The 13,919-nt window shown below is 27.5% G+C and carries 17 protein-coding genes; 3 read left to right on the top strand and 14 right to left on the bottom strand.

From position 1 onward, the window contains the following. Positions 1 to 508 precede the first annotated feature (508 nt). A complete protein-coding gene (locus tag ACRC03_RS08585) occupies positions 509 to 772 on the bottom strand; it encodes a Mor transcription activator family protein (protein WP_438652152.1) in 264 nt (87 codons plus the stop codon). A gap of 431 nt (positions 773 to 1,203) precedes the next feature. Then, positions 1,204 to 2,463, bottom strand: a complete 1,260-nt coding sequence (locus tag ACRC03_RS08580) for a replication initiation protein (protein ID WP_438652151.1) — start codon at positions 2,461 to 2,463, stop codon at positions 1,204 to 1,206. 568 nt (positions 2,464 to 3,031) lie between these two features. On the opposite strand from ACRC03_RS08580, the gene ACRC03_RS08575 reads away from it, so the two are divergent. The 3 genes from ACRC03_RS08575 (at position 3,032) to ACRC03_RS08565 (ending at position 5,364) form a co-directional block, all read left to right on the top strand. Next, on the top strand, positions 3,032 to 3,532 hold the full coding sequence (locus tag ACRC03_RS08575; RefSeq protein WP_438652150.1) for a sigma-70 family RNA polymerase sigma factor: 501 nt from the start codon (positions 3,032 to 3,034) through the stop codon (positions 3,530 to 3,532). After that, complete coding sequence (locus ACRC03_RS08570; protein WP_438652149.1) at positions 3,525 to 4,529, top strand: DUF4179 domain-containing protein; 1,005 nt, start codon at positions 3,525 to 3,527, stop codon at positions 4,527 to 4,529. Before ACRC03_RS08575 ends, ACRC03_RS08570 begins: the two co-directional genes overlap by 8 nt. Before the next feature lie 484 nt (positions 4,530 to 5,013). After that, the gene (locus ACRC03_RS08565) at positions 5,014 to 5,364 is read left to right on the top strand and encodes a GNAT family N-acetyltransferase (RefSeq protein WP_438652148.1); all 351 of its coding nucleotides are present in this window, start codon (positions 5,014 to 5,016) and stop codon (positions 5,362 to 5,364) included. A gap of 71 nt (positions 5,365 to 5,435) precedes the next feature. On the opposite strand, the gene ACRC03_RS08560 is transcribed toward ACRC03_RS08565, so the two are convergent. From ACRC03_RS08560 to ACRC03_RS08505, 12 genes are all read right to left on the bottom strand, one after another. After that, positions 5,436 to 5,570 (bottom strand): hypothetical protein, encoded by a 135-nt coding sequence (locus tag ACRC03_RS08560; protein ID WP_438652147.1) that lies wholly within the window; start codon positions 5,568 to 5,570, stop codon positions 5,436 to 5,438. A 184-nt stretch (positions 5,571 to 5,754) separates the two neighbouring features. Continuing rightward, on the bottom strand, positions 5,755 to 6,192 hold the full coding sequence (locus tag ACRC03_RS08555) for a hypothetical protein (RefSeq protein ID WP_438652146.1): 438 nt from the start codon (positions 6,190 to 6,192) through the stop codon (positions 5,755 to 5,757). A 248-nt stretch (positions 6,193 to 6,440) separates the two neighbouring features. Further along, a complete protein-coding gene (locus ACRC03_RS08550) occupies positions 6,441 to 7,739 on the bottom strand; it encodes a hypothetical protein (protein ID WP_438652145.1) in 1,299 nt (432 codons plus the stop codon). Between the two features lie 412 nt (positions 7,740 to 8,151). Beyond that, positions 8,152 to 8,505: a hypothetical protein gene (locus tag ACRC03_RS08545; RefSeq protein WP_438652144.1), complete on the bottom strand. Its 354-nt coding sequence runs from the start codon at positions 8,503 to 8,505 to the stop codon at positions 8,152 to 8,154. Positions 8,506 to 8,609: 104 nt separating this feature from the next. Then, complete coding sequence (locus ACRC03_RS08540; RefSeq protein WP_438652143.1) at positions 8,610 to 9,452, bottom strand: ParA family protein; 843 nt, start codon at positions 9,450 to 9,452, stop codon at positions 8,610 to 8,612. A 193-nt stretch (positions 9,453 to 9,645) separates the two neighbouring features. Then, positions 9,646 to 9,960 carry a hypothetical protein gene (locus ACRC03_RS08535; RefSeq protein ID WP_438652142.1) on the bottom strand — a complete coding sequence of 105 codons (315 nt, stop codon included), beginning with the start codon at positions 9,958 to 9,960 and terminating at the stop codon, positions 9,646 to 9,648. A gap of 63 nt (positions 9,961 to 10,023) precedes the next feature. Then, on the bottom strand, positions 10,024 to 10,287 hold the full coding sequence (locus ACRC03_RS08530; RefSeq protein WP_438652141.1) for a hypothetical protein: 264 nt from the start codon (positions 10,285 to 10,287) through the stop codon (positions 10,024 to 10,026). Positions 10,288 to 10,425: 138 nt separating this feature from the next. Then, positions 10,426 to 11,247, bottom strand: a complete 822-nt coding sequence (locus ACRC03_RS08525; RefSeq protein ID WP_438652140.1) for an endonuclease/exonuclease/phosphatase family protein — start codon at positions 11,245 to 11,247, stop codon at positions 10,426 to 10,428. Between the two features lie 142 nt (positions 11,248 to 11,389). After that, positions 11,390 to 12,157 carry an endonuclease/exonuclease/phosphatase family protein gene (locus ACRC03_RS08520; protein ID WP_438652139.1) on the bottom strand — a complete coding sequence of 256 codons (768 nt, stop codon included), beginning with the start codon at positions 12,155 to 12,157 and terminating at the stop codon, positions 11,390 to 11,392. Positions 12,158 to 12,326: 169 nt separating this feature from the next. After that, the gene (locus ACRC03_RS08515; protein ID WP_438652138.1) at positions 12,327 to 12,614 is read right to left on the bottom strand and encodes a sigma factor-like helix-turn-helix DNA-binding protein; all 288 of its coding nucleotides are present in this window, start codon (positions 12,612 to 12,614) and stop codon (positions 12,327 to 12,329) included. Between the two features lie 471 nt (positions 12,615 to 13,085). Then, positions 13,086 to 13,616, bottom strand: a complete 531-nt coding sequence (locus ACRC03_RS08510; RefSeq protein WP_438652137.1) for an N-acetylmuramoyl-L-alanine amidase family protein — start codon at positions 13,614 to 13,616, stop codon at positions 13,086 to 13,088. 76 nt (positions 13,617 to 13,692) lie between these two features. Continuing rightward, a complete protein-coding gene (locus tag ACRC03_RS08505) occupies positions 13,693 to 13,905 on the bottom strand; it encodes a BhlA/UviB family holin-like peptide (RefSeq protein ID WP_438652136.1) in 213 nt (70 codons plus the stop codon). Positions 13,906 to 13,919: the final 14 nt, after the last annotated feature.

Below are 13,919 nucleotides of genomic sequence, written 5' to 3'. Positions count from 1 at the left end.
TGATATCTTAGAATTATTATGTTAATATTAATACATAATAACAATATAAAAAATCTCTGATGAGAGTCCACTCTTATCAAGAGTGTCTTATAGGAAAGCTAGGAGTAAGTCGCCAAACTTATGAACTCCTGGCTTTTTTCCATTTTATTTTCGATTTCTTCATTTGAATTTTAGCATATTTTTATGTTTTAGTATATATTTTAATCTTAGTCTACATTAAATATGCTCTATCATTACAATAGCTACTACTTCCTGTAATTGTGCTTATTCAAATAATACTTTTTTACAATTTGGGTACACGACGAAATACGTGTTAAAAAAGGATAGATGTTTTTATAAGTATTGTGACTACTAACTTTTCGCTTCAAAAAGCGTACTTTTTGAAATACATACAAAATGCTACATTTTATAATATAAAAATAAAGAATGAATTCCAGTTATATCAACGTATTCACAAGAGAAGTGTCCGGTTTTAACACGTATTTCGTCGTCCCCTGAATAAGATCCCTTAAAAACTTTTCTTATTCCTATTTACAATTGCCCTTATATAACTCTCAGACATATTATATTTAGACGCTAACTCTTTATGATTAAATCCATTATACTCAGCTATAATTTCTCTATCTCTTGCTTCTTTATATATCATTTTTTCCGTAGGAAAGTACACAGATGTTCCTCCAAATTCTTTAAATAAAGCCTTTACTTTGTCAATGCCTAGCTCCATTGCTATATTTTCAAATTGTGGAGGTAAATCACTTATCTTTAAATCCATAAAAGATCCTCCTATAAACTTATTTGAGCCACTAGGTTTGCTAATTGCTTATATTCGATATTCTACAAATAATTTATATCCCCTACTAAAATACTGAATTTATGTATGCAGTTTTTCTAATCTACCAATAAAGTTCAAATTCTAGTATAGTTTCGCTCCTAAATTTAACTATTTTGTATTATTTTATTTGATTTACGGCTACTTTCTCCAAAATCCATTTTAAAGTTCATTAATGCCATTTTAATACAAATGTATATCCAATTAAATAAACGTGTTTAAAGTAGCTTCTATCCTATAATTTTGATACTCATTTTACCTTGTCCACCTTACTTTTCTATTATCTATTCTTCTCCTTGTATTAAGCTACTTAAAATTTGTTTCATTATTTCTGTATCTCTTGCAACCTATATTCTCTTATCAATATAAATTTTCTATTGTTTATCTAGTATATCTTGTTGAATAACATTCACCTGTTCTTGTATCATATCCTTTTCTTTATATAGTTCTGGTAAATCGAGAATAGATACATTAGAATATTTTTCATCCTCTATTACGCTATCTATCCTTTCTATTTCTACTTTACAACAGTCACATATTTTATTAAGTAAAGTTCCTCTAAAGTAATTCATTTGTTCCGAGCTAATGAGTTCTACATCATCTGTTTCAAATACAATAGAAACTGCATCTTCAAAGGCATCTTCCATCCCCTTTATGTTCCAGTTGTATTTACTAAAGTATCTTTTGAAACTTCTTAATGTTCCTTTTGTAAATACCGTTAAATCTAATTTTTTGTATGATGTATCTTTATCTTCTAATTCTAAATTCACATTAGAATTTTCAATTTTAAATTTAGGTTCAAATTGTGGACCATCTTCCTGTTCTAACTTTTTCTCGTTCAACTCTAGATTAGCTTCAACAATATCTACTATTTCAGTTATCTCTTCAGACTCCTCATTAGTAAAATATTTTCGTGGCTCATAGTCAGTTACTAACAAGACTATCGTATCTACTCTTCTATTTTTTCTTATATCAGTTCCCCATTCTATTTTCATATTACCTGTTTTCTCAATTTCAGCTATAGCCCTTTTTAATACCTTTTGTTTGAATACTTTATATTCAGGATATATTTCAGGGTTCATTTTTAGCATTTCTCTTAATTGCTGTAAGTTTATTTTAACTTCAACTTCTTTGTTGTATTTAGTCCAAGCTCTTATAATAGTATATAGTCTTTGAGTGTATAACCCTTTAAATTCAAATAACTTAGCTAAATTTATAGCAGTATATCCATTTCCTTTTTTCTGCATTTGTATAAAGTCTGTGATGTGTTTATATAAAGTTTCATGTATATCAATTTCATAACATTGTGTAACATGATTAAAGTTTGAACTTGATATTAACCCTGATGAAAAAGTTCTAGGATGATTATTTTCATCTACATAATCAAATTCTAAAATTGTAGTTATGAAATTATTCAAAATTGTATTAATACTGTCTTCGGTCCTATCAGTATTATTTTTTATAACACTTTTCAATTCATCTTTATGGATAGTTGTTGTATAAACCTTTGAATATGTCGATTGTTTTTGAGCATTGTACAGCATTTTATAAAATAATTTATTTTCTATATGTGTAAAGTCATATTTTCCCCTTATTAAACTATTAGGTTGCATAAGTATTTCTTGTTTATCCATTCTCAAAATGTACTCCTTTTTAATATTCTCTTAAAAAGTATACCATTTAAGAGTCTAAAAGGTAACCTTATTTTATTTTTTGTTTACCTTTCGCCACTAATACTATCTTAATTTGTGTACCTTTCACTCTTAATTTGGGTACCTTAAATCTTAATTTGGGTACTTGACACTCTTAATTTGTGTACCTTTCGCTCTTAATTTGGGTACCTTAAACCTCTGTGTGTAAGTTGTTTCAATGTGTTCAGAACCTCTAAAAACTATAAAAAACTCTTTAAAAACTCTTTTTAAAAACTAAAGTAAAGACTAGTACAATAAACTAAACTTTTCTTTAGGAATAATAACCAAAATTCTATTTTTCAAATTGATTAAAATTTCATAACAGATCCCTTTAGAATATAATTATTATATGAATTTTATTATTTTTTAAAATATTTGAAACTAAATAATAAGTAAAGGTGTCTAATATATATAGTTAATCACTAAGGAGGAGAGGGTAATTAATACTAATATTATAAAATCATTAAGAACTTTAAATAAAGATATAAAAACTTGTAGTGAGGAAGATCTAGTGATTAATGTTCAGCGAGGGGACGATGATTCTTTTGAAGAATTAATAAATAGATTAGAGCTATATCTTTATAAAATGGCATATCTGCATGTTAAAAATGAACACGATGCTCTAGATATCTATCAAGAAACTGTACTAAAGGCATATTTGAATATATCAAAACTTAAAAAACCTAAGTTATTCAAAACATGGATAACGAAAATACTAATAAATAATGTTCATTCAAGAAATAGAAATAACAATAAATTTAAAGACTCTGATCTGGACAATTACATAGGTGATATTATCTATGACAATATTGATGAAAAATTAGATTTGTATGATGCTATTAATATTCTTGAAGATAAATATCGAACTCCAATTATACTACAGTACTTTTATGACTTAAATATTCAACAAATCTCTGAAATAGTAGACTGTAATGAAAATACAGTTAAAACTAATATAAGAAGAGCTAAAAAGAAGATGTATAATATGTTGAAGGAGAATGATAATGAGTAAATTTGATAATATAAAACCACCTAAAAATATAAAAGAAGAAACTAAAAAAACTATTGAAAAAGGTAGATTATTAAAGAAAAAGAAAAAGCTAAAAAATATTAAAATAGCATCTATAGTTATTTTGTTTATAGTAATATCTATATCTCCACTAAACACTACTATTATTAAAGGACTCTCTGTATTTAATAATTTATTTAATGATCCAATACAGACATATAGCTACTTAGAATATGTTCAAGATGTAGACACAACTAAAACTATAAATGGAGTTAGTTTAACTATTGATCAAATAATATATGATGGCCATCTAATGCAATTTAGTTATACTATAAAATCTAAAAACAAATTACCTAATAAAGAAGAAGATTTTGGAGGTGATTTACTAGATTTAGACGCAGATGTAAGTTTAAAAAAAGGGGATGCAACCTTTACTTCTAGAACTGGAAAGTATGTTGATGACTATACATATGTTGGAATCGACTCATATATGCTGTCATTTAAAGGGCATAAAGCACCTAAAAAAACTAAAATAAAATTCACTATAAATTCTATATATGCATCTGATTCTAAGGATGAAGAATTAAAAGGACCATTTGAATTTAAATTTAAAATTTCACCAAATACAGATGTGATTGTAATAGATGCGAATAAATCAAAAGATGGGTTTACAGTTGATTCGGTAGAGATAAGTCCGTACAGTATAGCTGTCAATTACCATTTCCAACAAGAAATGCTATTAAATAGTGATATAGAAATGATTCTTGGATCAAAGTTTGCATCAAATTTTGGTGGTAAATTTTATAAAAGAAGTGGAGAAAATGAAGATGCTAAAGATTATGAAGTTAGAAATGGTATTATCTATGATAGCTCAGTTATAGATAATGTTTATGGAATAGGATATCATGACTCAAGTAATTACATTGAAATTAATTTTTTAGATTCAAAACATAACACGACTAATTTTAAGTTTGATATAAAAGAAAAATTAAAAAAATAATATTAAATTTATAGCAGGAGCTTGGAAAAACAGTCAATTTCCACACCACGAAGGGAGTAGGAGTACACAAAGTAGACCAGTTACTAAGCACTCATAGCTATAATTATATTACATAAAATAACTTTTAAACCATCTTATATATACTCATCAATAAAATTTAGTAATTCCAATGAATGTATAATTCGGGTGACACCGATATACGTGCGTAAATCGGTCACAAGTTCTTTATAACCATTGCAATTACTAATATTTAATTTCAAAAAGTATGGTTTTTGAAAAATAGTAAAAATCACCTATTTTTAACTTCAAAGCTACAACAAATTTAATTTTTAAATATCTCAAAATTAATCTATATATATTGAAATAGTTATTAAAGCATTGAAAATACTAAATTTTATAAAATAATTATCGTATTTTTGAGTGAGATATTAGTTTAAATATAAAAACAGTAATTGCATATAATAACTATTCTAATGGAGTAAATTTGCCAGAAGGATTTGTTCCGTACACAATATTTTATGCTTTAGATATTGATACAAATAATATTGTTGGTCAAGCAAGTGTAAGGCATGAGCTCAATGATTATTTGAATTTTAGAGGAGGACACATCGGGTACTATGTATGTCCAAATCAAAGAAAAAAAGGATTTGGTACAGAAATGTTAAATGAAGCTTTAAGGTTTTGTAAAGAGCTTAATTTAAATAAGGTATTAGTAACATGCGATGAAACTAATATTGGTTCAAATAAAATTATATTAAATAATTATGGAATTTTAGATTCTAAAGACATTGACTCTGATGGAGTAAATTTTAATAGATATTGGATTAATATATAGATAACTTAACGGGATTGTAGATAGGTTTGTGTAAAACAAACTTACCTATAGTCCCAATATATGGCTATTTTTTACATGTACCTAAGTGTACCATCATATACTTCATTTTTATTATACTTATATATAGTTAATACTACTAGTAAAAATAGACATATAATAGCCAAATATTTCATAGCTGTTACTATCGGTATCCCAAAGTAATTCATAACTTTTAATCACACCTCTATCTCTCTATAATTATATCTCTATAATATAGTAACTATTTACCATGAAAGAGTAACTCCTAATCCAAAACCAACGTGGCCACTCTCTCATAGCATTAACTTGATAAAAACAGTCAAGTTTCATACCCCGAGGGGAGTATTGGGACACAAAACGGACCAGTTACAATTATTTAAAATCATCTTTAAAATCTATTGGTGTAATTCCTGGTACATATCCTGCATAGTCTAAATAAGCTCCAATAACTTTACCTTCATCTATTACCATGCAAAGTATAATAGCTCCATCTTCTTTTGATTTCTCAACTAATTCATATCCTACAAGTTTTCTATCTTCTGTCATAGAATTAAAACTATCTTTTGAGTAACCACCTTCTACACTTGCATTTTCTATCAACTTAAACACCTCAGAATCTCCTATCATGATATCTGATTCAGTTAAAGTTTCTGATTTTAAAGTATATCCTTGTTCAGATGTGATTTTTTTAGCCTCATTTAATGAAATTTCTCCTATATTGAAATCTTTAATATCCTTGCTATTACTACATCCTACTATTAACAGAGTCGTAGTTACTAAAGAATACAATAGAATTATAATTTTTTTCATACCAACACCTCATCTATTTTTTACTATCATACATATTATACCATTTTTTCTAAATATATAAGGGTTGTCTAGCTTTGAAGTATTTTATTTGAGTGTTTGAATATGAAGTATGAAATTGTATAAATAATCGTCTAAACCTCATAGAGTCTTTATCTCTTTTAAATGGATGTATCAATTGAAACCAGTACATATAGTGAATCCTTTAGAACACACCACATATTTATAAAGAGCCATTTCGCTAAACTTTTTTATTTAGCCTTAAGTTCTTTTATTATTTGAGATACCCTTCCTTTACTTAATCCTAAAGTTTTAACTATCTCTACTTGTTTGTATCCTTGCTGATATAACTTTTTTATTGACTCTATGGTTTTCATTTTATCTTCTTCACGTTTAGTTAAGCCATTTTCATTTCTTCTTTCTTCTCTTCTTCTTTTATTATTTCTATCATACTTTTCATCAATCCCAATAATAGTTTTCATGTATCTTTGTTCTACTATTGTAATTCCTAATCTATCTATTAAAGTTTCATTCTTATACCAATATCCATCCTTATCTCGCATCCCTTTAGAAACTCTCTTACGCTCACCACTTCTTATACCTTGTTCATAAGCTATAAACTTATCTACTGCCTTAGGAATACACCTTAAAACTGCTCTTATTTCCGTTTCTTTAAGTGGTTCAGTAAATGCATTGTTAAATTCTATAACTGTATTTTCAAGCTCATAACTGTCTCTAACATATATGCCTTTCCAGTAGGCATAACAATGTACTGCCATATTTCGATAACCCGTCATATCATATTTTCTTAGTTTACATAACATTTCTAAGTCATTAGCTCTTTCCATGTGTAAACTATATGAGTTAAAGAATCTATTTGAAATAACTTTATTATCAAGTTTTTTGGATTGCTGCATCTGTAATTGATGTACTTTAGGTTTGTAATTTAAATACTCTTCTCTTAATTCATACATAGAGTATTCTGTTTCATTATCTATATATAAAACCTTACAATCAGCGTCACATTTAGAGTTGATAGTTCCTGGTAATCTAAGTACTCTAGCACCATCTGTAGCCTTTCTATCCGATCCTAAATGTTTTAGTTGGTAATATATATAATCTTGTAACTCTTGCCATGTATTCAAAGCTCCATAAGGAGCATTTTTAATTCTAAAATAAAGGTGTACACCTCTTCCACTATCTGTAACCATGGTTGGCTTTGGTATTTTACCTTCATAATGTAACATCCATACCATATAAACTGTTTCAGCCTTTTCAAACCCTATACTTTCACAATCTATATCTTGAAATAAAGCTCTAAATTGCCTTATATTTTCTACTCTTCTTTTTGGCAGATACATTGTATTTGGAGATAAGAATACATCTTCTTTCTCGTGTAGTTCCTCAACAACATCTTTTAAGCCATCATTTTTTGTGTTATATATTTTAATGGTTTTGTCACCATTGTAATCATCATTTAATTTCAATATTTGAATATAACCATCTGTAGTTTCATCATATAGATGATTACAAAACTTTGTCATTTGCATAAAAAAATTCCCCTCTATTTTTAGTATGTTGACACTAAAGACAAGGAGATTTCTTAAATTACTTCACCACAATTAATGCTTAACAAATATAAGCTTTTAATTTCATGAGTATATTTTTATATTGTTTAAATATCAAAATTATTGATGTTTATGTATTATTATGATAATATAAAAACATAATAACAATATAAAAATTCTCTGGCAAGAAATTTCTTGTCTAGAGTGTTGTATAGAAAAGCTAGGAGTAAGTCGCCAAACTTATTAGACTCCTAGCTTTTTTCTTATTCATTTTTCGATTTCTATATTTAAATTCTAACATAAAGAGACCTATTCGTATATATTATTTATAGATACCCAAAGTCAGAAGACCTCAAGAAGATGCACATATTTATAAAGAGCATTTTTTTACGCACTACTTTTTAGTTTTTTTAGTCTTCTTCTTATATTTTTCTTCATAGGCTACTAGCGCTTCTTCATTTAACTCCACTGAGTCAAACATTTTACATATTATATCTTCTAGGACCTCAGAAACTGTCATGTTATTTTCGTAAGAAAAAGATTTTACTTTATCAGCTACTTCTTTTTTTAGCTTTATTCCTAACATAACTTTCTCTTCTTTTTCCTTTGGTTTATTTATTAAATCTAATACATTTATATTATTATTTTTACTTTCTATAAAGTCTTGTCCTGTTGATTTTTCTTCTACTTGTTGCTTTATATTAAGTAATCCACTTTTTTTCTTAATCATTGGATTTTCAACGTTCATCTTAATACCTCTTTCTATTTCAATAGATTAAAAATATATTTAATCTTTATTTAATTTATTTTTAAAATATATTTAATTATGATTTAATAATAATTTAATATTAATTAAATTATTATTAAACCTTCTTTAGAATACTCATTTATTAAATCTGTAATTTCATTTTCAATATCAGTTTTTATTTTTCGTTCTTTTATATATTCACTTATTGGCTCATTGTATAAAATAGAATTTTCATAGTGAACAGATTTTCTCATAGTCTGCTTAAATGTATTTCCTAATATATTTTTATTTTCAGCACATTCAAGCCACATTTTTATTTTGTTGTTTTCTTGTTTTTCAAATTTGCTTATTACAGGTTTTCTTATATCATCTTTATCTATTCTTAGTGCTTTTTTTATATCTCCATAAGTTTTGATTAAAAGATCATGTCCTGTTAATGTACTATAGCAGCCATAGTTTATTATAGGAATTATATCTGTGCAGCATATAAATACATTTGTATTTAATACAGATATTGCTGGATTTAAATCAAATACTATTAAGTCATACTCTGATAATGTATCAATGTTTTTATCATCTGTTAGGTAATTTAATAATGTATATTCTTTTCCTGGTTTTGTATTAAGTATTAATTCAAGTGTAACCATGTCTATATTACTTGCAATTATGTCTAAGTTTTTATATTTATCTAGTGGAGATTTTAATATTAGTTTGTTAATTTCTATATTGTTTTCTAGTCCATCTTTTAATGTATATATATCTGATTGTATAACTTCTTCTCCTAATAAAAATACTGATGCATTAGATTGAGGGTCTGCATCTATAAATAATACTTTTTTATCTGGATAGTTAAAGCAAAATTGTTGTATAAAATTTAAGTTTAAACATGTTTTTGAACTTCCACCTTTAAAGCTCATATGAGTTAGTATTGTTTGATTTTTAGCCATTTTTATATCTCCTTACAATATTAAAAAGAGATTAAATATATTTTTAATCTCTTTTTAATACTTATTTTACCATATATTTAATTAAAATTAAATATATATTACTAGTTTTATTTATACTGTTTTTCATTAATTAAAAAAATGAGCTACCTATTAAGTAGCTCACCTCTAAAAATTAATAATTTTTTAATTTTAGTTAAACTGTCAAAGTAGCGTAATGTAAATTGTGGTCACTAACTGTATATCCTGTTACTTTGTTTACCTCAACTACATTTTGCTCTAAAACTGTCATATACTCTGGAGCTAATATGTGGTCTATTTCTCCATTATACATATGGAATACTGACACTAACCCACACCCTCCTTGGTCTAAAGGTAGCAATAGTGAATCTAATTCTCCTACACCATTCCAAGAGCTTAAATCCCCTAATATTAATTTGTAGTAGTTATCGTCTTGTTTAAATATTTGAGCTAATTCTTCTGCGTGAGCTCTTACCTCTGATGGATTCACTGCTGAAAAATGAGTGTTATATATAGAAATATTTTTATAAGCTGTATTTACTACTGTCTTAACCTAACTACATTTACCTCCTGATACTTTATTTGTTGATGTGAAAGGCTTAGAAGTATAGAAGCTCGTAAACTCACAATATTCCTGTAAACCTACTATTCCTATTCCTGCTTTCATACATTCTCTTATAGCTGTGTGAACAGGTACTGTCCATTGGTTAACGTACTGATTAACGTTAAATGTTCCTACTGTTATTGACCTATTATTTACGTCACTCGATATGTGGTTTAAAAAGGCAGATTTTTCTGCCGAAGTGCAAGTTGCCATAATAATTACCTCCAATAATTTTTATTTTGTAGATTAAATCTACTTTATATAATATGGAAGTTGGACATACTTATTTGACAACAACGTAAAAATGAGCTACCTAAGTAACTCATTTTCGTTAGTGTTTATTCTACAATTTTAGTTAAATTGTAATGTTGCGTAATGTACTTTGTGGTCAGATGGCTTTGCGTCTGTTTGTGATTCTGGTATCATATCTGCCCCTTTTCTTAAAACTGTCATATACTCTGGAGCTAATATATTATCTATCTGCCCATCAACTAAAGGGAATACTGGCTTTAATCCACATCCACCATCTGCAACTGAGTTTAATAAAGAATTTAATTCTCCGTTAGCGTTCCAAGAGTTTAAATCACCTACTATAACTTTATAATAGTTAGTATCTTCTTTGAATACTCTTGCTAATTCTTCTGCTTTAGGTTTAATATAAGTGTTTCCATTTGCTGGGAAATGTGTAGTATATATTGAAACGTTTTTGTATGCAGTATTTACAACTGTTTTAACGTAACCACAAACTCCTCCTGATGTATCTGTGTATTGTTTAGGTACTGGAGTTTGTTGGAAACCAAATAAAGAAGCTACACCATTACCTGCTTTTCCTCCGCCCCAACTTAGATTCTGATTAAACTGTGTAGCAATGAAGTCATATACTCCTGCTATTTTTGTTATGCTATTTCCGCCTGCTATCGCTCCTGAGTATTTATATGCACCTGGTGTTCCTGTTCTAGTAGTGTAGTAATTTGTGAACTCACAATATTCTTGTATTCCTACTATCCCTATACCTCTTAACATACAAGCTCTAACTGCGTCATAAACTGGTACTGTCCATTGATTGACATATTGATTAACGTTATATGTCCCTATTGTTATTGCTCTGTTATTTACATCTGCACTTATCTTACTTAAAAACGCAGATTTCTCTGCTGCTGTACAACTAGCCATAATAATTACCTCCTAGTAATTTTCATAATATTTTTTGTATAATTTTATCCTACGTTATGTAATAGATTAGTTTTATTGTGTTTGTTAACAAAAGTTTGTAAAAAATAAGATACTTTTTAGGTCGCTTATTTCACAACTTATTTTAGTTGAACTGTAAAGTAGCAAAATACATTCTATGGTCTGTTACCGCAGAAGGAACACTTCCACTTTCTAAAACTGTCATGTAGCTTGGTGCTAATATATTATCTATTTGTCCTGATCCGAATGGGAATACAGGCTTTACTCCACATCCACCTTGGTCAAGTGGTAACACTAATGAATTTAATTCTCCGTATTGATTGAATGAGTTGAAGTCACCCACTATTACTTTGTAGTAGTTTGTATCTGCTTTGAATATTTTTGCAAATTCTTCTGCATGTTTTTTAACCAACGTGTTACCATTTTGCGAGAAATGTACGCTATACACTGATACATTTTTGTAAGCTGTATTGACTACTGCTTTCGCCCATCCTCTAGGTTGCTCTCCTGTGATACCTGGTATTAAGTTTAAGTCACTAAATACCCCACCTGTTACTGGCGTTTGGAATCCAAATAATGACGAAAAAGCATTACATTGATACCCTGTAGTAGTACCACTCATTACTTTCATTACCCTTGATTTACCTACAAAATCATATACTCCAGGTATTTTAGAAGCTGAATCTGGTATTTCAGGGAATCCTTCACAAAACTCTTGTATCCCAAATATTCCTGTACCTGTTCTCATAGCTTCGTGCATAGCTGTTTGAATAGGTGCGGCTTTTCTGTTAATGTACTGATTAATATTGAAAGTACCTACTGTTATTGCTCTTCTGTTAACATCTGCTGCTATTTGTGATTTAAAAGCACTTACTTCTGCACTTGTTGCCATAATGCTACCTCCCATTTTTAGCTTTGGCAAAACTTGATTTATTGGCCAATATGTTTTTATTAAGTTTTATACCAAAAATCTAGTTTACCTAATGTATTTATTTATAAATTAAAGGCCTTATAATTTATATTTCATATAATAAAGAGACTATTTTTATAAAAAATGTAAACTATAAATAATATTTTTTTAATTTATTTAAAGATTTAACTTTATTAGAATATACAGATTGCCTTGAAATACCTAAAGTGCAAGCTATTTCTGTGTCAGTTAAATTGTTAATATATTTATCTACTATTATTTTTTTTTGAATATCATTTAGACAACTAAGAGATGAATTTAGCTCTAATTCATTTGTGTCCAAATATGGAGTTACTGATTTTATATCATCTTTATATTCAATTATTTCTATATTAAATTTTTTATTTCTGTTGTAAAGAGCTATAGATTTTCTATTCAAAGATGTATTTATATATTTAATAAGTGCTCCATCAGATTTATTAAATAACTTATTTGTATTAATTGACTTAATTAATTCAATTAAATATATTACTAAGTCTGTCTCAGCACATTCATAGTCTAATTTATTTGATATTTTTTTAATTAGAAATTTGAACTTATCTAATAAGTTTAATATTAAATAACTATTTCCACCTTGATATTCTGTTATAATGTCTATTAATTTTATTTTAACCCTCTCCTATTTTGAATATAAAAAAGAGGGTGTATTTAAATGATTTTTAATCATTAAAATGGACAACCTCTTTTTAGTATCTATTCATGAAATATTTTTCTATTAATTTAATTAAGGCATGACAAAATAGAATATCTCTAAATATTCTATTTTATGTAAGTATTTAGCTATTTTGATTTAGTAGCTTCCAACTACAAGCTTGTATATAGTATCAGCAGTTAATTCTTTGTTAGTTTCTTATACATAGTTAACTTTCAAGTATACACATATTCCTCGTGCGATACTTTCTGCAAATTCATCTTGTTTTTCTCTAAGTAGTTTAGCATCATCAATATTAGAAATAAATGCTAATTCAATTAGCGCTGCTCTCATTTTAGTATTTTTTAATATATAGAAGTTGCTATGCTTAACTCCTCGCTTTACATTGTATAAATTATCTTTAAGTAATTGATTATATAATATGGTTGCTAAATCTTTAGTATTATATGAGCTAGAATATACCTCTAGTCCTTTAGCACTTGAATTACTAAAACTATTGCAATGTAAAGATATGAAACAATTTGACTCTATGCTATTAGCTAGTCTACATCTTTGTTCTAAAGATACAGTTTTGTCAGTATCTCTACTTGTATTAACTTGTATATTATATCTTTCTAAGTGTTTCTTAACTTTTGTACCAATATTTAATACCACATCTTTTTCTTGTAAATTTTGACCTATTGCACCAGAATCTGTTCCTCCATGCCCAAAATCTAAAAATACTTTCATAATAAATTACCGCCCCCCCTCTAATTTTGATTAAGCATTTCATATCATCATCTTAAAATTATATTTGTATTTCAATTTATTTAATTTTATTTTCTATATCGTCAAGCCTTAAAACTATTTGATTAAGTATAGGGATTGTTTTATCTAGCTGTTCTTGCATTCTTTGCTCTCTTATTTCATTCTTTTTATTTGTATCTATTAGCAGCCATATAAATAAGGCTGCAAAAACACCTTGTCTCATTATCATATCTGTTAGTGAATTTAAATCCATTTTTTTATATCCTTTCAATAAAAAAAGATGCA

Source organism: Romboutsia sp., from assembly GCF_051659545.1.
In the GTDB taxonomy this organism is placed as follows: Bacteria; Bacillota; Clostridia; order Peptostreptococcales; family Peptostreptococcaceae; genus JBOFOR01.
Note: the sequence above shows the minus strand (reverse complement) of the source record. Positions and strands in the feature narration are given on the sequence as shown.

Coding starts and splice junctions, on each gene's coding strand:
- ACRC03_RS08510 (WP_438652137.1), bottom strand. CDS start 13,616: ATGAAAGTATTTTTAGATTTTGGGCATGGAGGAACAGATTCTGGTGCA.
- ACRC03_RS08540 (WP_438652143.1), bottom strand. CDS start 9,452: ATGGCTAAAAATCAAACAATACTAACTCATATGAGCTTTAAAGGTGGA.
- ACRC03_RS08585 (WP_438652152.1), bottom strand. CDS start 772: ATGGATTTAAAGATAAGTGATTTACCTCCACAATTTGAAAATATAGCA.
- ACRC03_RS08525 (WP_438652140.1), bottom strand. CDS start 11,247: ATGGCTAGTTGTACAGCAGCAGAGAAATCTGCGTTTTTAAGTAAGATA.
- ACRC03_RS08580 (WP_438652151.1), bottom strand. CDS start 2,463: ATGGATAAACAAGAAATACTTATGCAACCTAATAGTTTAATAAGGGGA.
- ACRC03_RS08545 (WP_438652144.1), bottom strand. CDS start 8,505: ATGAACGTTGAAAATCCAATGATTAAGAAAAAAAGTGGATTACTTAAT.
- ACRC03_RS08555 (WP_438652146.1), bottom strand. CDS start 6,192: ATGAAAAAAATTATAATTCTATTGTATTCTTTAGTAACTACGACTCTG.
- ACRC03_RS08530 (WP_438652141.1), bottom strand. CDS start 10,287: ATGGCAACTTGCACTTCGGCAGAAAAATCTGCCTTTTTAAACCACATA.
- ACRC03_RS08550 (WP_438652145.1), bottom strand. CDS start 7,739: ATGCAAATGACAAAGTTTTGTAATCATCTATATGATGAAACTACAGAT.
- ACRC03_RS08560 (WP_438652147.1), bottom strand. CDS start 5,570: ATGAATTACTTTGGGATACCGATAGTAACAGCTATGAAATATTTGGCT.
- ACRC03_RS08570 (WP_438652149.1), top strand. CDS start 3,525: ATGAGTAAATTTGATAATATAAAACCACCTAAAAATATAAAAGAAGAA.
- ACRC03_RS08520 (WP_438652139.1), bottom strand. CDS start 12,157: ATGGCAACAAGTGCAGAAGTAAGTGCTTTTAAATCACAAATAGCAGCA.